This is a genomic window from Thermosynechococcus sp. M98_K2018_005 (genome assembly GCF_015295825.1).
GTDB lineage: Bacteria > Cyanobacteriota > Cyanobacteriia > Thermosynechococcales > Thermosynechococcaceae > Thermosynechococcus.
In genome coordinates this window covers 1-18151 of record NZ_DVEH01000042.1, presented here as the reverse complement: position 1 = coordinate 18151, position 18151 = coordinate 1, and the positions used below count along the sequence as shown (strand labels likewise).

Genomic DNA, 18151 nt, shown 5'->3' with positions numbered 1-18151 from the left:
CAGCTTCCGGGCAGTATCGAGTGGCTGAATCCCCAGTAAATTGCCCCTTTTCCCCAATCAAAGTCGCGATCACCTCCCTTTAGACCAGCGATCGCCCAACCTGTCAATAATATGCACCATGTCTGAATTGCTCCAGCCCGCCAGCAGATGGGCAGCAATGGCACACCCCCCCGCACCAACCCCTTCCTTAACAAACCCCTGTTCATAGGCACGCAGGGCAGGATGACGGGATGTGCTGAAATCAAGTTGCGTGTAAATGAGCGGACACTGGACACGCTCTGCCAAGCGGTGAATCTGAGCCGTTTGATCTTCAATCAGCCACCGGGTTGTGCCCACCACGATTTGTGCGGGACACCAAGGAAGCTGACGCCACTGGGCGATCGCCCGTGCAAAGGCATAGACCGCCATCATTTGTGACCCCCCCGCCAGCAAAACGCCACAGGTTTGACTCGCCCGCAGGGCCATAGCTGCAACCACCACCTGCATTGGATCGCCAATCGCTGCTACACAAGTGAAAGGAGCCGCATTAGCAGGAATGTGGGCAAGCCCCTGTTGCACGAGTTGCCACTTTTGTGCATGGTTACTCTGGCGATGGCTACTGCCTACACAATCGCGAGCGATAATCCCCAAACTTTCACAGAGGGCAAGGGCAGTGGTTGTGCCGCCCACTACACACTCAGCAATGATCAGCCACGGATATTGGCTGCTGAGCTTGGCTCCCCAAGACCATCCCTGTTCCCAGAGGTGTGCTACGGTTTGGGCTGTCATCGCTTCACCCGTGGTTAGGCAGCGAGCCGGTGCACCCCCCAAGTCGATCATCTCTGGCAGACGCGGCAGAGGTAAGCCCGCATCAAAAACGTAGAGGGGCAACCCTAAAGCCTCAATGAGGGCACGACTAATCAGCGCAGGGGAAGCACCCGCCGTTAGGGGTGGCAGCGGATAGTGATAGTGGGGTTGAATGCCTCGCAGCAGGAACTCACCATCGGCTAGGGCTGTGGTTCGGCGATCGCTGGGGGTTTGACCCGCCGCCGAGATCCCGGGAATGCATGCCGTTTCCGTAAAGCCAAGAACACAGACTAGGGCAGGAAAGTCGTGGTGCTGGCAGTGGCGATCGCTCCACAATCGCGCAATGGATTCTCCCGTGGCAACGCCAATCATACTAACCGACTAACAATTCCCGACCACTGCACCTGCTTGAGGTGTTCACGGCGATAGGAAAAAAAGCACTCAGCATCGCGAAACGTACAGTGGGGACACAGGGCAATTTGCTCGTCCCTTAGCCCCAATTGCAGCAACTGCAAACGATTCACGCGAGCGACATCCACTCGTAGTCGCTCAGGGTCTGGATCAAGAAAAATCATCTCTGGGTCTAGGGCCGCAAAACGCTGGTAAAGATCATCGCGGTCAGTGGTTTCCGTCACCCCCTCAAGAATGGTTTGCGCCAAGGCACGGGCAACATTCAGCCCCACTTGATAGACCTCACCGCGAATGGCAGGCCCCATGGCAATCCGTAAATTGGCAAGATCACTGCCGAATGCTTGCATCTGCTGGAGCGTGACCTTAGAGATTTGGATGGCTGTCCCCCGCCACCCCGCATGAATCGCCGCAACCCGTCCACTCGCCACATCGGCAATAAGCAAGGGGACACAATCAGCACTACACACCCAGAGGGCTTGATCAGACGCTGTGGCCACAAGAGCATCCGCTTCCAATCGTTCATCACTGGCCAAAACTTCTGCTGCCAAAGCAACGCGATCGCCATGCACCTGTTGTGTCCGCAGGGGGGTTGCTGTCGTTCCTAGGGCTGCGGTGAGGGTGCTGAGGTCTTGTCCTTGCCAATCGCGAGTAAAGAAGCCATGGGAAACCCCCTGCAAGAGATCGCAGGTAAGAAAGCGCCCAAGGTCAGTGGTTTGCCAGTGCCACATTGTCAGATGGGGTCAGCACCCTATCAATTCCTTCAAGCTACTATACAAAGCAAGTAAATCAGACTGCACTGTTTCCCAAACAATGGATCGATCGACTTGAAAACACTCATGTATTGTCATGCTGCGCATGGCTCGCATTTATCGCCCCGGAATTTGCGGATATAGCTCAGCAGCTTCCCCAATGACAGCTAAACTATAGAGGACTGCTGTTACAGTACACTGATCTTGGCAAAACTCCTCAAATTTAAGATCAGCAACCATCACTTGAATTTCATTAATCTCATCCAAAATGTCTTGTGGACCTTCTCGTAGCTCCCTAGAAGGCACGAATAGCCTCCTTTAATACCTCCTCCCTAAGGGTTGACCGTAAAGAAGATTGGGGCGTTCCCAAATCAACAGAACAGTTTAAGATTTCCTCCAGATATTCTGTTAACCTCACTGATCCACTGGTTGATGCAGTTCATCGGGGAGAGAGTCCTCCAAGGGTTCTAGGCAGCAGGGGACAAGTCAAAGAGAATCAAAGAGAACGGTGGTCATATAGCGTTCTGCCCAAGCGCTACCAAAGGCTTTCTCAAGAACACGGCGGGTTTTATCGTTCTGCTGTTGCTGGTGGCAATACTGCCGTTGTCCGGCAATGATGGCTTCTGGCTGATCCGTGGGCACAGCTTGCTGGCTAAGTTGACAGTGGAGCGTGAGGTACTCACCAATGCGATCGAGAAATTGCTGTTCCTCAGTGTCTCCCTGTGGCCGAATAAAAATGCAAAAGGGCGAGAAGATATGTCCCCAAGGGGGCAATTCACGGGGTTGACTGAAGGTGACTGTCGGCAAAGCACTTAAGGCCGATATATAGGCAGCGGGCAACTGACCCGTCACAGGAGAGAGATCCACAATCGCGGCACTAATTTGCCCCCGGCCACCCACAAGGTCACAGCCAAACATTGGCAGATCGTAGCGCGGCTCTGGAAACATAACACAGTGCAAAATATCGAGGCTTTCTCCCACCCGCGCCAGTTCAAGGTGAAGTTTGCGAAAGGGCGGCGCTTGGTAGCAATGGTTCTCAATTGTGAGCCGCTCCCCTTCCAATTTGCCCTCGACATAACCGAGATCCTCAGGCAGGGTATAGGGGACTAAGGGCAAAGCACTCTGCCAAATCTGCTCAATGCGATCGGCGAGCCGCTGAATTAGGGGATGCTGGTGTTGACGGAGAGACATAGTCTTGATCCTAACCCAAGTCTGTGCCGCTTGCGAGGGAGCGATCGCCCCCGCTAAACTAACCAAGAGTCTAACAGCCGAGGAATCATGCAAACTCCAATTGCCGCTGCCATTGACCCAAAGCAACTCCAACAGGCGATTCGCGCCAGCCAAGACTTTCTCTTTGCACAGCAATATGCCGAGGGCTACTGGTGGGCGGAATTAGAATCCAATGTGACCATGACCGCAGAGGTGATTCTCCTGCACAAAATCTGGGGCACCGAACAGCGGCTACCCTTGGCCAAAGCGGAACAGTATTTGCGCAACCATCAGCGGGATCACGGCGGTTGGGAGCTATTTTATGGCGATGGTGGCGATCTCAGCACCAGCGTGGAAGCCTACATGGGATTGCGGCTCTTGGGCGTCCCCGCAACGGATCCAGCCTTGGTGAAGGCACGGCAATTTATCCTTGCGCGCGGCGGCATTAGCAAAACTCGCATCTTTACCAAACTGCACCTTGCCCTCATTGGCTGCTACGACTGGCGCGGGATTCCCTCCCTGCCCCCTTGGATCATGCTCTTGCCAGAGGGTAGCCCCTTTACTATTTATGAAATGTCCAGTTGGGCACGCAGCAGCACGGTGCCGCTGTTGATTGTCATGGATCGCAAGCCCGTTTATGCGATGGATCCGCCCATTACCCTCGATGAACTCTATGCCGAAGGGCGGGCAAATGTGGTCTGGGAACTGCCCCGCCAAGGCGACTGGAGTGATGTCTTTATTGGCCTTGATCGCGTTTTCAAACTCTTTGAAACCCTGAACATTAATCCCCTTAGGGAACAGGGGCTAAAGGCGGCCGAAGAATGGGTACTAGAGCGTCAAGAAGCTAGTGGCGACTGGGGTGGCATTATTCCGGCAATGCTCAACTCCCTATTGGCGTTGCGTGCCCTTGACTATGCTGTGGATGACCCCATTGTGCAGCGAGGAATGGCAGCAGTGGATCGCTTTGCCATTGAAACAGAGACCGAGTATCGCGTGCAGCCCTGTGTCTCTCCGGTTTGGGATACCGCCTTGGTAATGCGCGCTATGGTGGATTCAGGTGTTGCTCCCGATCATCCCGCCCTTGTCAAAGCTGGCGAATGGCTGCTCTCCAAGCAAATCCTTGACTATGGGGATTGGCACGTAAAAAACAAAAAAGGTCAGCCGGGGGGATGGGCCTTTGAATTTGAGAATCGCTTCTACCCCGATGTGGACGATACAGCGGTAGTAGTGATGGCGCTCCATGCCGTGACCCTACCCGATGAAAACCTAAAACGGCGAGCGATTGAACGGGCAGTGGCTTGGATTGCCTCAATGCAGTGTCGGCCGGGGGGCTGGGCGGCCTTTGATGTGGACAACGACCAAGATTGGCTCAATGCCATTCCCTATGGCGATCTCAAGGCAATGATTGACCCCAATACTGCTGATGTCACGGCACGGGTACTGGAGATGGTGGGGCGGTGTCAGTTGGCCTTTGATAGGGGTGCCCTCGATCGCGCCCTTGCTTACTTGCGCAATGAGCAGGAACCGGAAGGCTGTTGGTTTGGCCGCTGGGGGGTGAACTACCTCTATGGCACGAGTGGGGTTTTGGCAGCCCTCTCCCTTGTTGCCCCTCGCTACGATCGCTGGCGCATTCGCCGTGCCGCTGAGTGGTTGGTGCAGTGTCAAAATGCCAATGGTGGTTGGGGTGAAACCTGCTGGAGCTACAACGACCCTTCCCTCAAGGGCAAAGGGGATAGCACCGCTTCCCAAACCGCTTGGGCAATTATTGGCCTTTTGGCCGCTGGCGATGCCACAGGGGACTATGCCACAGAGGCCATTGAAAAGGGGATTGCCTACCTTCTCCAGACGCAGCGCGCCGATGGCACATGGCACGAGGATTACTTCACTGGCACGGGCTTTCCCTGTCACTTTTACTTGAAGTACCACTACTACCAGCAGCACTTTCCACTGACGGCCTTGGGGCGCTATGCGCGCTGGCGCAAGACCCGTTAGACGAGATTAGAACGAGCGCAGTTGTTGCTGATAGGCCCAGGTATCGGTGCCACACAGGGGTTGGGGGGTAACCACGCATTCATTGCTCAGGCCAGAGCGGATTAAATTTTCGGCAATCAACTGGCGATCGCGAGGCGCAGGGTGCGTACTCAAAATCGTTGGCGGTGCCCCTCCCTCCCGTTGCAATTTCTGGAGAAATGTCACCATCGCCCGTGGATCGTAGTTGCTGCGAGCCAATAGCCCCAGCCCATAGCGATCGGCTTCTAGTTCCTGCTCACGACTGCGGGGACGCCGAAAGGCAAGTTCCATGGCCATTTGTAGCCCGCGATCGCGATCCAAGCCCGCAGCGGTCATTAACCCTTGGGCGATCGCCATTTGTTGCAGTTGACGAATCACATGGCGCTGATCAATATGGCCAATTTCGTGGGCAATGACGCTGGCTAGTTCCGCCTCATTTTCTGCCCGAAGCATCAGCCCGGTGGTGACATAGACAAAGCCCCCCATTGTTGCATAGGCATTCACTTGGCGGTCTTGGATGATGTGAAACTGGTAGGGCACACCTCGACGTTCGCCGACATTGACCAAGCGATTACCAATGCTATTCACATAGTTTTGCGCAGCCGAATTCTGCACAAGGCGCATCCCTTGGCGGAGCATCTGCTCATGGATTTGTTGCCCCAAGGCCACCTCTTGGCGGGGCGAAATATTTGATAGTTGGATGACCTGAATCCCCTGCAACAGTAACCGCTGCCAGAGAGTTTGTGCCTGTGCAGCCACAGGATGGAGGGCGATCGCCACCCCACAGACCAAGCTGGCAAAGAGGAGAAACCAACGTTGTTTTTTCACGGCTAATGCTTCGCGTAAAATCCACACCCACGCCTAGCGGCTACTTGCCCCCCTTTGACCCCTCTATTTTAGACATTGTTCCCAAGGCTTAACATTTTTTAATCTCTGGCACCCGTAGCCCTTTGCTGGCCAGCCACTCTGGATTAAAGAGCCGTGATTGATAGCGGGAACCCCCATCGCACAGCACGGTAACAATTGTGTGACCGGGGCCGAGTTCCTTGGCTAGGCGTACCGCTGCCCCCACGTTAATGCCCACGGAGCCACCCATAAAGAGGCCATCGTAGTGCAGCAGTTGATAAATGATCTCAAGGCACTCTTGGTCCTCAATTTGAATCGCATCATCAATGGGAGCGCCTGCTAAATTTGCTGTAATGCGGCTATTGCCAATGCCTTCAGTGATTGAACTACCGGTACTACATAGCGTGCCCGTTTTCGCATAGCTATAGATGGCACTGCCCATGGGATCAGCAATCACAGTGCGAATAGCGGGATTTTTTTCCTTGAGAAACAGAGCCACACCCGCATAGGTCCCCCCAGTGCCAGTGGCTGCTACCCACGCATCAATGCGGCCATCAGTCTGCTCCCAAATTTCAGGGCCGGTGGTTTCGTAGTGGGCTTGGCGATTGGCAAGGTTATCGAACTGGTTCGCCCAGATGGCATTCTCCATCTCAGCAGCAATACGGCCAGAGAGCTTCACGTAGTTATTGGGGTCTTTGTAGGGCACAGCGGGAACGGGGCGCACCTCGGCACCTAGGGTACGCAACAGGTCAATTTTTTCTTGGGATTGGGTATTGGGAATCACAATCAGACACTTGTAGCCCTTGGCATTGCAGATGTGGGCTAGGCCAATGCCGGTATTGCCTGCTGTCCCTTCGACCACCGTACCGCCGGGTTTGAGAAGGCCTTTTTTTTCAGCATCTTCAATAATGTAGAGGGCAGCTCGATCCTTGACAGAGCCACCGGGGTTGAGGAACTCTGCCTTGCCGAGAATTTCACAGCCCGTAAGGTCACTAAAGTAGTTGAGGCGAATCAGCGGCGTCTGCCCGACGGTGCCCACAAAACCCTGTTTAATATCCATGCCGTCGTAGTTTTAAGTTGACTGAATACTTTTATCGTAAAGGGGTTTGCCGCCAGAATTCCCTTGAGGGGGAGCGATCGCCAAGTGTGCCTTTGGCATTCACCTTTGCTATGATTGGAGATCCTTGGAGAGGTGGCAGAGTGGTTGAATGCGCTTGACTCGAAATCAAGTTTAGGGTAACACCTAACGGGGGTTCGAATCCCCCCCTCTCCGTTGATCTCCGCGATGGCTTAGGAAAGGGCAGAATCACGCCTTAAGCAGTTACAAAGGAGTGGCATGACGGGTCTATCGCTTGGTTAACAAAAACCGTAAAAATAAAGATTCTATAAATTCATTCTTGCGCCGCCACTCCTCTTTGTCCAACACCACAATTAACTCCACAGGCGCAATCACATAGGGCGCTGAGGGCGACATCCACGATCCCCAAGCCGTCCGCCGCGAAATTCTAGATAATCGCTGTAGGGAACATCCTCTTTGACTGAGCGATATTCAAGACCCACATTGTAGGGCGGGGAAGTCACAATCAGGTCAATAAAAGGTTCAGTAAATAAATCAGCATCAAGGCTATTGGCATTGAATAGCCATATATCCTTCATTTGAAAGAATGCTTCTTTTTTTGAGATGAACAGCATTGGGTTTCCTGTATCTTCTTCCCAAGATTAAGAGGGTTTCCATAGCTCTACCCCATCCCGCTGATCAATCCCCTGCAAGAGTACCTTGACCACTTCATCGCGAGCCGTGGGCAGCACTTTGCCAGTAAAGTCGGGGTGAATCGGCAATTCTCGGTGCCCGCGATCAATGAGTACTAATAACCAAATGGCACTGGGGCGACCGTAATCATGGACGGCATTGAGGGCAGAGCGAATGGTGCGGCCACTAAAAATCACATCATCCACCAAGACCACCATCCGTCCAGAGAGATCTACGGGAATCAGGGTCTGACGGGGTGTGCGCGGGCCAATACGATCCAGGTCATCGCGATAAAACGTGATATCCAACTCACCAATGGGGAGGCTCACCCCTTCCAGTTGTTCAACTTGTTGCCCCAAGAGCTTGGCGAGGGGAACCCCACGGGTATGAATCCCCAGCAACACTAATTTTTCGAGGGCATCGCGAGCCTTCTCTACTACTTGGGAGGCTAAGCGCGTGACAGTGCGCCGTAGATCATCGGCACTGAGAATTTCAATGACTTCACCAGCCATGGCCATCAGGGTAGGGAATTCACAGATTTTAGCGAAATTCCCGCAAAAAGAAACCCTACGCCAAGCGGGTAGGGTCAAAGACGCAGTTAGGAGGTATCTTGCTTCCCTACAATACTGCTGATATTTTTGGGGCCGCCAAAGCTTTTACCAATTCTTTAGATTTGGCGTAATTAATTGTTACAATACACGAGAAACTGTTATTTAAAATACCAAATCTTAGGGCTGGTGTTTAAAATTCGCGGGGATGCGGTTTTGACAGTTTCAAGCCTGTTCAATGTTCCTGAAGAAGATTTTGCGCGGCTCGCTCCTCTGTCGCTCGACTACCCTAAAAGCTAGGCAAGAATTCTTTAGAAATTGGGCAATGACCAGCACTCCCTTTCGTATTCACGCTCCCTTTGAACCCACAGGGGATCAACCCCAAGCGATTCAAAAGCTAGTTGCCGGCGTACAGGCGGGACATCGCTTCCAAACATTGCTGGGGGCAACGGGCACGGGCAAAACCCACACGATCGCCCGCGTTATCGAGGCCCTGGGCCGCCCGACCCTTGTGCTAGCCCACAACAAAACCCTTGCGGCGCAACTGTGCAATGAACTGCGCTCATTCTTTCCAGAAAATGCCGTGGAGTACTTTATCTCCTACTACGACTACTATCAGCCCGAGGCCTACATTCCCGTTACCGATACCTACATCGAAAAAAGTGCTTCGATTAACGAGGAAATTGACATGCTGCGGCACTCAGCCACTCGCTCCCTCTTTGAACGGCGGGATGTGATTGTGGTTGCCTCGATTAGTTGCATCTACGGCTTGGGTATTCCAGCGGAGTACCTCAAAGCAGCGATTCCCCTAGAGGTGGGCAGTGAAACGGATCTGCGGCAACTACTGCGACAATTGGCCACCATTCAATACACTCGCAACGATGTCGAACTGGGGCGGGGGCGCTTCCGCGTGAAGGGGGATGTGCTTGAGATTGGCCCTGCCTATGAGGATCGCATCATTCGCGTCGAGTTCTTTGGGGATGAAATTGAAGCGATTCGCTATGTCGATCCGCTGACAGGGGAAACGTTGCAGCGTGTGGAACGCCTGAATATCTATCCTGCGAAGCACTTTGTCACCCCTGCCGAACGCCTTGAAGCAGCCTGTGCCGCCATCGAAGCAGAACTCCAAGCCCAAGTGGCTCACCTCGAAGCCCAAAATAAATTTCTTGAGGCACAGCGCCTGAGTCAACGCACCCGCTATGATTTGGAAATGCTGCGGCAGGTCGGCTACTGCAACGGCGTGGAGAACTACTCACGCCATCTCGCAGGCCGGGCAGCGGGGGAACCGCCGGAGTGTCTGATTGATTATTTTCCTGAGGATTGGCTCTTGGTGGTGGATGAGTCCCACGTAACGGTGCCGCAAATTCGTGGGATGTTTAATGGTGACCAAGCGCGGAAAAAAGTGCTAATTGATCACGGCTTTCGATTGCCCAGTGCGGCGGATAATCGCCCCTTGAGGGCAGAGGAATTTTGGCAAAAGGTGAAGCAGTGTATCTTTGTTTCGGCAACCCCCGGCGATTGGGAATTGGCGGTGTCTGAAGGACACGTTGTCGAGCAAATTATTCGGCCGACGGGGGTCGTGGATCCAGAAATTTTTGTCCGTCCCACCCAAGGACAGGTGGATGATCTCTATGGGGAGATTCGCCTGCGGTGCGATCGCCAAGAGCGGGTACTGGTGACCACTCTCACGAAACGAATGGCCGAGGATCTCACGGAATACTTCCAAGAACGGGGGGTACGAGTGCGCTATCTGCACTCAGAAATCAATGCCATTGAGCGCATTGAAATTCTCGAAGCCCTACGCCAAGGGGACTTTGATGTGTTGATTGGTGTCAACCTGTTGCGGGAGGGACTGGATTTACCAGAGGTGTCCTTGGTGGCAATTCTCGATGCGGATAAAGAAGGTTTCCTGCGGGCGGAGCGATCGCTGATTCAAACCATTGGCCGCGCTGCACGGCACGTACGTGGACAGGCCATTCTCTATGCCGACACCCTCACCGACAGTATGCAAAAAGCCATCCAAGAAACGGCGCGCCGCCGCGCCATTCAACTGGCCTACAACCAAGCCCACGGCATTACTCCCCAGCCCATTGTTAAGAAAACCAGCAATGCCATCTTGGCCTTTTTGGATGTCTCTCGCCGCCTCAATGCCGAGTCGGTGCCCCTCTTATCTTCCCAAACCTTACAGGAACTGAGCCTAGAGGACATCCCCCAACTGATCCAAGACCTTGAGGCGAAAATGAAGGCGGCTGCCCAAGAATTGGCCTTTGAGGAGGCCGCTCGCTACCGCGATCAAATTAAGCGTTTGCGCGATCGCCTGGTGGGGCACCCCTAAAATTATGAACTTTTGTAATAGTTCGCAACAGTCCGTAAACGGGAGCGAAGGGGGAGAAACCCTACCGTGATAAGCTAAGTACGATTTTAAATCCGCGCAATTTCGGCTGGCGTTCGGGTTGACGCTAGTTTTACCAGTTCTAGGAGTAAGAAAAACCTATGCGTGATGCCGTCACCACACTGATTAAAAACTATGACTCCACCGGTCGCTACCTTGATCGCGATGCTGTTGACCGTTTGCGTTCCTACTTTAATTCCGGTGCGGTACGGGTTAAAGCGGCGGCAGTGATCAATGCCGATGCCGCAGCCATTGTTAAGGAAGCGGGTTCTGCCCTCTTCACAGAGCAGCCCGAACTGATTCAACCCGGCGGTAATGCCTACACCACACGCCGCTACGCCACCTGCCTGCGGGATATGGACTACTACCTACGCTATGCCACCTACGCCATTGTGGCCGGGGATGTGGATGTCCTCAACGAGCGTGTCCTCGAAGGTCTGCGGGAAACCTACAACTCCCTTGGGGTGCCCATTGGCCCAACGGTGCGCGGCATTCAAATTATGAAAGAGATTGTGCGCGATCGCGTCGCCGCCGCTGGCATTGAAGACACCAGCATTGTTGAACAGCCCTTTGACTATATGTGCCGCCAACTGAGTGAAGTGAATATCTAGGTTGGCCAAGGTAGAAGACTCTGCAACAATAGAGGGCGGTGGCATTGGCGATCGCCCCTGCGTTGTCTTGTGCAGCAAGTATGAAAATTCGCATTGGCAATGGCTACGACATCCATCAATTGGTGCCCGAGCGGCCGCTGATTTTAGGCGGTGTCAAGCTAGAACACGCCTTGGGACTCTTGGGACATAGTGATGCCGATGTCCTCACCCACGCAATTATGGACGCCCTTTTGGGGGCCCTCAGCCTTGGCGATATTGGCCATTACTTTCCCCCCAGTGATCCGCAGTGGGCAGGGGCAGATAGCCAAGTCTTATTGGCGAAAGTGGCGGCACTGATTGCAGAGCGGGGTTGGCAAGTGGGCAACATTGATGCAGTAGTGGTGGCGGAGCGTCCAAAGTTGAAACCCTACCTCGACCAGATGCGCGATCGCCTTGCAACCACCCTAGGGATTGATCGCGACCAGATTAGTATCAAAGCCACCACCAATGAAAAACTAGGGCCGGTGGGGCGTGAAGAGGGCATTGCGGCCTATGCGGTGGCGCTACTCCAGTCAGAAGCTTAAGATGAACCACTAGCTAACGTAGAGGCTGTAGTGAAAGTCCGTTTGCTCGCACTGGCTTTGCTGGAGATTGGCATGGCGAAAATTCGCCCAGCGACAGATGGCATGGTTGAGGTTGGCGCGCACAAAAAGGGCATGGGAGAAATAGCCCCGCGTTAGACCTGCGTAGGCTAGGTTGGCCGCATAGAAGTTACAGCGATAGGCTTGAACTCCCTCAAGACAAGCCTGCACCAGTTGCGCAAAACGCAGCGTGGCCTCATTGAGACTGGCTGCCATCAGCAGCGCAAAGGAAAAATCACTGGCAGCGGCGCGGGCATGACTGAGATCTGCTTGACACCAATTGCTGTGGCGACAATCCGCCTGCTCAAGGGTGACCCAAGAGAAATCGGCATAGGTCAACCGAGCATATTGCAAGTTGGCCAGTTGAAAATTTGCCCGCTGGGCAGTGGCGCGATCGCCCGCCACTTTTAAGAACAACGCTCCTCGGCAATCGGCATCATCGAGGTTAGCCGCTGTCAGATCCGCCTCATAGAGGTTAGCAAAGCGCAAATCCCCGTGGGCAAGGTTCACCTCTCGCAGACAGGCACGGCTGAGATTGCAGCCCCGGAGGTCATAGCCCCGCAGATCCATGCCCGTCAGATTCATTTCACTCAAATCTACAGTAAGCTGAGGATAAGCTCGCCGCCATTCGTTCCAGAGGTGTTTTCCCCCCCGCAGGCGATCGCTCACTACCTGATTTAAGTGCCCTTTGATCATCATTCTTGCCTTGAGATTCTTCACATTTCGTTATCGTGGCGCGAAATTTGATAGAATTTCATCTATGTAGCTCTATCGCTGACGAAAGGAGAATGGGTTTGAAACAAGCAACCCTACATCAGCTTAAGGTTTTTGAGGTCACTGCTCGCCACGGAAGTTTTACCCGCGCTGCCGAGGAACTCTTTCTGACGCAGCCCACCGTTTCGATTCAAATGAAGCAGTTGACCCGTGCCGTTGGTATGCCCCTCTTTGAGCAAGTGGGCAAGCGGCTCTATCTCACCGAAGCCGGCAAGGAACTGCTGGCCACCTGTCAAGACATCTTTGAGCGCCTTGAGCGGTTTGAAATGGCTATTGCCAATCTCAAGGGTCTCAAGCAGGGACACTTGCGGCTGTGTGTCATTACCACCGCCAAATATGTGATTCCTCGGCTGCTGGGGCCATTTTGCCAGCGCTATCCGGGGATTGATGTTGCCCTGACGGTCACCAACCATGAACAGGTGGTGGAGCGTATCCGAGGCAATATGGACGATCTCTATATTCCCAGTTGCCCACCGGAGAACGTAGATGTGGAGTGCCACCGCTTTTTGGATAATCCCTTAGTGGTGGTTGCCCCCAGTCACCATCGCCTCAGTGGCCGCAGTAAAATCCCGATTCAAGAACTGGCGGGAGAACCCTTTATTATGCGGGAGCAAGGGTCAGGCACTCGCCAAGCGGTGGAGAAGCTCTTTGCGGAGCACGGTGTACCGATCAATATCCGCCTTGAGCTGGGAAGTAACGAGTCCATTAAGCAGGCGATCGCCGGCGGCTTGGGAATTTCTGTCCTCTCTCACCACTGCTTAGCCCTCGATCGCGAGTCCAGCCAGTTGACGATTCTCGATGTCGAACATTTCCCGATTCAGCGGCACTGGCATCTGGTCTATCCTGCGGGCAAACAACTGTCGGTGGTGGCTCAGGCCTTCTTTGACTATGTGTCCACCGAGGGGCGGGAGATGATTGAATCGAGTCTCGCCTATCCCAGTGTGGCGGCGCCGCCCAAGGAACTCAACCCCGTCTAGCATGACAACCCTCCAATTTCTCACCTTTCCCGATCCGCCGATCGCGGCAGATCACAGCCTTCTATTGCTCCACGGCTGGGGTGCCAATGCCGCAGATCTCATTTCCCTTGGATCGTTGCTGGCTCCCCACGCCCAAACCTATGCGGCGGAAGCCCCCTTTCCCCATCCTTACGTCCCCCAAGGGCGGATGTGGTATGACCTGAATCAGCACAATGCCCTCAGTGGCTCATTACTCCTCGATGAGCAGGCAACGGATCTAGCCACCAGTGAAGCAGCACTGCAGGAGTGGATTGCCAGCTTGCCCATTGATCTCAGCCGCACAATTTTAGGGGGATTTTCCCAAGGGGGAGCACTGACATTGGCTGTGGGGTTAACATTGCCCTTGGCAGGATTATTGGTCTTTAGTGGCTATTTGGTTCGCCCGCCAGTGGTGACAGCCACCTCACCGCCCGTGTTGATGATCCATGGCACAGCGGATCCTGTGGTACCCTTTGCCAGTGCCCAAGCCAGTTGGCAAGCCCTGCAAGCCGCAGGAGTGAAGGGAGCGTTTCATGCCCTACCCATGGCCCATGAAATTAATGGAGACGCGATCGCGATCGCCCGCCAGTTTATTGAAAAGACCCTTCCTAACATCAATTCAAATTGAGTAACCCATAGGCAAGCAAAGCGCTACCGATCGGAACTGTGAGATTATCAACCCCTCGCCAAGCAATCAGTTCCAAAAGGGTCGCACCCAGACCCACCAAGGGGGCAATCCAGGGGAATTCCAAGGCGGCAATGGGGGTGAGGGATAGAGCCGCCACCAAGGTACTCACACAGAACATGGTCAGGGTTCCTTCCCAGCTTTTACTGGTTCGTGGCAGCGGATGGCGTCCCCAGTTAATCCCCACAAGGGCAGCCAAGCCATCTCCCCAAGCCATCACTAAAATTCCCAGAACCGCCAGTTCCGGCAGCGTGTCCCAAAAGAGCACCATTAATGTGCCAATACTCACCGCATAAAAGAAGGTGCCCCAGCTTTGTCGCCCCACGCCACTAATACTGGGAAAAATCGGCAGGCGGTAAGAAAGCAGCGTGACCATGCCAGCGATCGCTGCGGCCACAATTCCCCAACTCGTGGGTACCCCTAGGGCATAGGCAATGAGAATTACTTGACCCGCACCAATGTGAACCACTTTCCGTGACCATTCCTTGGCATTGGGAAACCAAGCGTGGATCAGTTCTGCCGTTAACAGCACCAAGCCCAGCCAACTTGTGACCAAAATTCCTGCCCAGAACATTGTCATTGCTATCCTCAGATGACCGTGGCTCCTTACTTTGTTTGCTGGGCAAAAAACTGGGTCACAATCTCAAGGATGCGATCGCTAGCATGACCATCGCCAAAGGGATTAATCGCCGTTGCCATGCGGTTGTAGGCCACTGGATTCGTGAGCAATTCAATTGCTGCCGCTGCAATCGTATCCGCAAACGTGCCCACCAGTTTAGCAGTGCCAGCCGTGACCGCTTCCGGCCGTTCAGTGGTTTCCCGCAACACCAGTACTGGCTTACCGAGGCTAGGGGCTTCCTCTTGGAGACCACCGGAATCCGTCAGCAGGAGCGTTGCTCCCTTAATCGCTGCCACAAGGGCAGGATAGTCCAGTGGCTCCGTGAGAAAAACGCGGGGATGATGCCCCAAATAGGCTTTGAGGGGTTCACGCACGGTGGGATTGCGGTGCAGGGGCAAGAGCAAAGCGGTATCGGGAATCGTGTTTAAGATTTTCAGGAAGCCATTGGCAATATCTTCTAGGGGGGCACCCCAGTTTTCCCGTCGGTGAACGGTGGCGAGGATCACGCGATACTGTTGCCAGTCAAGGCCGGGGACATGGCACACCGGCTGGCGATCAGCCACTTGCAGCAGAGCATCAATCACGGTATTGCCCGTCAAGTGAATGCTACCCGTGACCCCGTCAGCCTGAAGATTCTTGACGGCTTGTTCCGTAGGGGCAAAATGCAACTGCGCTAATTGGGAAATAAGGCGGCGGTTGGCTTCTTCTGGATAGGGGTTATAGAGATCGTCGGTGCGCAAGCCGGCTTCCACATGACCGACAGGAATCTGCTGATAAAAGGCGGCAAGGGTAGCGGCAAAGGCGGTTGTTGTATCCCCCTGTACCAAAACAAGATGGGGCAGGAGTTCTTGATAGAGCTGCTCGAGGCCTTGGAGAGCACGACAGGTAATTTCGGTCAGGGTTTGCTTTGGCTGCATAATCGCCAAGTCCCGATCTGCCCGCAGGTCAAACAAAGTCATCACTTGATCCACCATCTCGCGGTGCTGCCCCGTGAGGACAACGTAGGGTTCAAAAAGGGGCGATCGCTGGAAGGCTTGAATGACCGGTGCCAATTTGATTGCCTCCGGGCGCGTACCCAACGTAATGCAGATCGGGATCGGGGAAGCAACCATAGCCGTCTAAATGCCAAGAAGAAGAATAACTTTAGTGTACCGAGAAGCGAGTGTCAAAAAAGTGTCTAGTTGCAACTGCCCATGAATAGTTCTCTGCCAGCCTTTTTCTCAGGTATAGAGTCCAAAGGAAGGCCTTCACGCCGCTCGTACGATACTTCCCCTCTCGGGAGTCTTACAGTGGTGGGGGTGTGCCATCTTGGTGAGAAGGACTGTATGTTAATAATAGATAGGGAATGCACCGCCATTGCGCTCGCTGAGGTGGCCATGATTGAAATGACTGTTGCTGGGATTGCCCTCGATGCCACTAACCGTCGCACCCCAATTGTGTTGCTCAAAGACGGTGCTGGACGGCGAGCATTGCCCATCTGGATTGGTGATAATGAGGCGCGGGCAATTTTAATGGCCTTGGAAAATCAGCGGGCACCGCGACCGATGACCCATGATCTGATGGTCAATATTCTCAACGAATGGAATATGACCCTAGAACGGGTGGTGATCCACTCCCTCGAAGACAATACCTACTACGCGGTGCTGACGCTGCGCCAAGGAGAAACTCGTAAAGAGATTGATGCTCGTCCTAGCGATGCCATTGCCCTTGCTCTGCGCTGTGATTGCCCGATTTGGGTGATGGAAGCGGTTGTTGCCGATGCCTCGATTCCCGTCGATCGCGATGCTGACGAGGAAGAACGCCAAGCCTTTCGCCGTTTTTTAGATTCGATTCGCCCCGAAGATTTTATTCAGCAGGCACGGGGAATGGAAGAGGATTCCTCCGCAGGCTAGGATGCGCTACCGCCGCTTTGGTCGCACGGGGTTGAGCCTCTCGGTTTTTTCCCTTGGAACCATGCGTGCCTTGGGCAGTCCAGAGGTTATGCAGGCGGTCATCGAGGGGGCGATCGCCCACGGCATTAACCACATTGAAACCGCCGCCGCCTACGGTGCCAGTGAAGCCTATATTGGTCGTGCCCTCAAGGCAGTGGGTCAGCCCGCCGTTTTTATCACCACCAAACTCTTGCCCCAGGGGGATGGGGATCACGTCCAGCAGCAAATTGCTCAATCCCTTGAGCGTCTCCAAGTCTCACGGTTAGACGGTGTCGCCCTCCATGGCCTAAACACCCCTGAGCATCTCGCATGGCTGAGCACTGACGGGATGGCAATGCTGCGGCAGTTGCAAGCAAAGGGGGTGATTGGTGCTTTGGGCTTTTCCAGTCATGGATCGTTGTCTGTAATTTTGCAGGCGATCGCCAGCAATCAATTTGACTTCGTCAATCTGCATTACACCTACTTTCAGCAACGCAATGCCCCGGCGATCGCCGCTGCCGCTGAGCGGGATATGGGCATTTTCATCATCTCCCCAGCCGATAAAGGAGGACAACTCTATCAGCCTTCCCAACGGCTCCAAGACCTCTGTGCGCCTTTTCACCCTCTCCATTGGAGCTATCGCTGGTTGCTGAGTCAGCCTGCTATCACGACCTTGAGTATTGGACCTGCCACCGTTGCCGAGTTGGCCTTTCCCCTGGCCGTGGCCGATCAGGTGGCACCCCTTAGCGCTGAAGAGGAAGCTGTGGGCGATCGCCTGCAGGCAGTGATGCAGGCAACCCTAGGCACCGATTTATGTCAACAATGTTATGCCTGTTTACCCTGCCCCGAGGAGATTCATATTCCTGAGGTGTTGCGGCTTCACAACTTGGCCGTCGCCTACGACATGACAGAATTTGGTAAGTATCGCTATGGGATGTTTGGTCGTGCTGGGCATTGGTTTCCCGGTCAACCCGCCAATCGCTGTACTGAATGTGGCGATTGTTTGCCCCGCTGTCCCAGTGGCTTGGAGATTCCCCGGCTATTGCGCGAAACCCATGAGCAGTTGCAGGGCGCCTCGCGATCGCGCCTTTGGCAGAACATTTGATGGAAAATCAAAAAAACTTCCTATGCCAGTGCATACTCACCCCAAGTTGCTGATATCAGCTTGGAATCAGCTTGGAATAACGGCGCAAAACGATGGAGAGTAGGGAACTCGAATCCCTGACCTTCGCGGTG

The 18151-nt window shown here is 54.1% G+C and carries 18 protein-coding genes, 1 tRNA gene and 2 pseudogenes; 9 read left to right on the top strand and 12 right to left on the bottom strand.

Translation table 11 applies throughout. The features are described from left to right. Window positions 1-69: 69 nt before the first annotated feature. From cobT to IGQ15_RS05470, 5 genes and pseudogenes are all read right to left on the bottom strand, one after another. Entirely contained in the window at window positions 70-1158 is a 1089-nt protein-coding gene (cobT, locus tag IGQ15_RS05485; protein ID WP_297049451.1) for a nicotinate mononucleotide-dependent phosphoribosyltransferase CobT, read from the bottom strand. Next, window positions 1155-1925 carry a peptidoglycan editing factor PgeF gene (gene pgeF, locus IGQ15_RS05480; protein WP_297049448.1) on the bottom strand — a complete coding sequence of 257 codons (771 nt, stop codon included), beginning with the start codon at window positions 1923-1925 and terminating at the stop codon, window positions 1155-1157. Before pgeF ends, cobT begins: the two co-directional genes overlap by 4 nt. 12 nt (window positions 1926-1937) lie before the next feature. After that, window positions 1938-2252 (bottom strand): annotated as a pseudogene (locus IGQ15_RS12030) (HepT-like ribonuclease domain-containing protein). Beyond that, a pseudogene (locus IGQ15_RS12025) lies at window positions 2242-2349 on the bottom strand (nucleotidyltransferase); the annotation flags it as partial. The pseudogenes IGQ15_RS12030 and IGQ15_RS12025, both read right to left, overlap by 11 nt. A gap of 83 nt (window positions 2350-2432) precedes the next feature. Continuing rightward, the gene (locus IGQ15_RS05470; RefSeq protein ID WP_297049442.1) at window positions 2433-3137 is read right to left on the bottom strand and encodes a phycocyanobilin:ferredoxin oxidoreductase; all 705 of its coding nucleotides are present in this window, start codon (window positions 3135-3137) and stop codon (window positions 2433-2435) included. 87 nt (window positions 3138-3224) lie between these two features. On the opposite strand from IGQ15_RS05470, the gene shc reads away from it, so the two are divergent. Then, the gene (gene shc, locus IGQ15_RS05465) at window positions 3225-5147 is read left to right on the top strand and encodes a squalene--hopene cyclase (protein WP_297049439.1); all 1923 of its coding nucleotides are present in this window, start codon (window positions 3225-3227) and stop codon (window positions 5145-5147) included. 6 nt (window positions 5148-5153) lie between these two features. Here shc and IGQ15_RS05460 read toward each other — a convergent pair whose 3' ends face one another. Then, window positions 5154-5993: a M48 family metallopeptidase gene (locus IGQ15_RS05460; RefSeq protein WP_297049436.1), complete on the bottom strand. Its 840-nt coding sequence runs from the start codon at window positions 5991-5993 to the stop codon at window positions 5154-5156. 88 nt (window positions 5994-6081) lie between these two features. Further along, window positions 6082-7071, bottom strand: coding sequence for a cysteine synthase A (locus IGQ15_RS05455; RefSeq protein WP_297049433.1), 990 nt, complete (start codon window positions 7069-7071; stop codon window positions 6082-6084). A 126-nt stretch (window positions 7072-7197) separates the two neighbouring features. On the opposite strand from IGQ15_RS05455, the gene IGQ15_RS05450 reads away from it, so the two are divergent. Further along, a tRNA-Ser gene (locus tag IGQ15_RS05450) sits at window positions 7198-7284 on the top strand. Window positions 7285-7460: 176 nt separating this feature from the next. Here the strand turns inward: IGQ15_RS05450 and IGQ15_RS05445 are convergent. Then, window positions 7461-7703, bottom strand: a complete 243-nt coding sequence (locus tag IGQ15_RS05445) for a hypothetical protein (RefSeq protein ID WP_297049431.1) — start codon at window positions 7701-7703, stop codon at window positions 7461-7463. A gap of 27 nt (window positions 7704-7730) precedes the next feature. Further along, a complete protein-coding gene (pyrR, locus tag IGQ15_RS05440) occupies window positions 7731-8273 on the bottom strand; it encodes a bifunctional pyr operon transcriptional regulator/uracil phosphoribosyltransferase PyrR (protein WP_297049531.1) in 543 nt (180 codons plus the stop codon). Between the two features lie 361 nt (window positions 8274-8634). On the opposite strand from pyrR, the gene uvrB reads away from it, so the two are divergent. The 3 genes from uvrB to ispF all read left to right on the top strand — a co-directional run bounded on the left by uvrB (window position 8635) and on the right by ispF (window position 11875). After that, window positions 8635-10644 (top strand): excinuclease ABC subunit UvrB, encoded by a 2010-nt coding sequence (gene uvrB, locus IGQ15_RS05435; protein ID WP_297049428.1) that lies wholly within the window; start codon window positions 8635-8637, stop codon window positions 10642-10644. Window positions 10645-10802: 158 nt separating this feature from the next. Continuing rightward, window positions 10803-11312 (top strand): allophycocyanin subunit beta, encoded by a 510-nt coding sequence (apcB, locus tag IGQ15_RS05430; protein ID WP_297049425.1) that lies wholly within the window; start codon window positions 10803-10805, stop codon window positions 11310-11312. 80 nt (window positions 11313-11392) lie between these two features. After that, window positions 11393-11875 carry a 2-C-methyl-D-erythritol 2,4-cyclodiphosphate synthase gene (ispF, locus tag IGQ15_RS05425; protein ID WP_297049423.1) on the top strand — a complete coding sequence of 161 codons (483 nt, stop codon included), beginning with the start codon at window positions 11393-11395 and terminating at the stop codon, window positions 11873-11875. Between the two features lie 9 nt (window positions 11876-11884). Here the strand turns inward: ispF and IGQ15_RS05420 are convergent, their stop codons facing one another. Beyond that, a complete protein-coding gene (locus IGQ15_RS05420; protein WP_297049420.1) occupies window positions 11885-12628 on the bottom strand; it encodes a pentapeptide repeat-containing protein in 744 nt (247 codons plus the stop codon). Window positions 12629-12726: 98 nt separating this feature from the next. On the opposite strand from IGQ15_RS05420, the gene IGQ15_RS05415 reads away from it, so the two are divergent. Together IGQ15_RS05415 and IGQ15_RS05410 are read left to right on the top strand one after the other, a co-directional pair. Next, entirely contained in the window at window positions 12727-13683 is a 957-nt protein-coding gene (locus IGQ15_RS05415) for a LysR substrate-binding domain-containing protein (protein ID WP_363315797.1), read from the top strand. Window position 13684: 1 nt separating this feature from the next. Then, a complete protein-coding gene (locus tag IGQ15_RS05410) occupies window positions 13685-14329 on the top strand; it encodes a dienelactone hydrolase family protein (protein WP_297049414.1) in 645 nt (214 codons plus the stop codon). On the opposite strand, the gene IGQ15_RS05405 is transcribed toward IGQ15_RS05410, so the two are convergent. Continuing rightward, window positions 14316-14966, bottom strand: coding sequence for a diacylglycerol/polyprenol kinase family protein (locus tag IGQ15_RS05405; protein WP_297049411.1), 651 nt, complete (start codon window positions 14964-14966; stop codon window positions 14316-14318). The two genes, IGQ15_RS05410 and IGQ15_RS05405, sit on opposite strands and share 14 nt — an antisense overlap. Window positions 14967-14992: 26 nt before the next feature. Continuing rightward, on the bottom strand, window positions 14993-16117 hold the full coding sequence (wecB, locus tag IGQ15_RS05400; RefSeq protein WP_297049408.1) for a UDP-N-acetylglucosamine 2-epimerase (non-hydrolyzing): 1125 nt from the start codon (window positions 16115-16117) through the stop codon (window positions 14993-14995). Between the two features lie 264 nt (window positions 16118-16381). On the opposite strand from wecB, the gene IGQ15_RS05395 reads away from it, so the two are divergent. Both IGQ15_RS05395 and IGQ15_RS05390 read left to right on the top strand, forming a co-directional pair. Next, window positions 16382-16897, top strand: coding sequence for a bifunctional nuclease family protein (locus IGQ15_RS05395; protein ID WP_297049528.1), 516 nt, complete (start codon window positions 16382-16384; stop codon window positions 16895-16897). Window position 16898: 1 nt separating this feature from the next. After that, a complete protein-coding gene (locus IGQ15_RS05390; protein WP_297049405.1) occupies window positions 16899-18020 on the top strand; it encodes an aldo/keto reductase in 1122 nt (373 codons plus the stop codon). The last annotated feature ends 131 nt before the right edge of the window (window positions 18021-18151 follow it).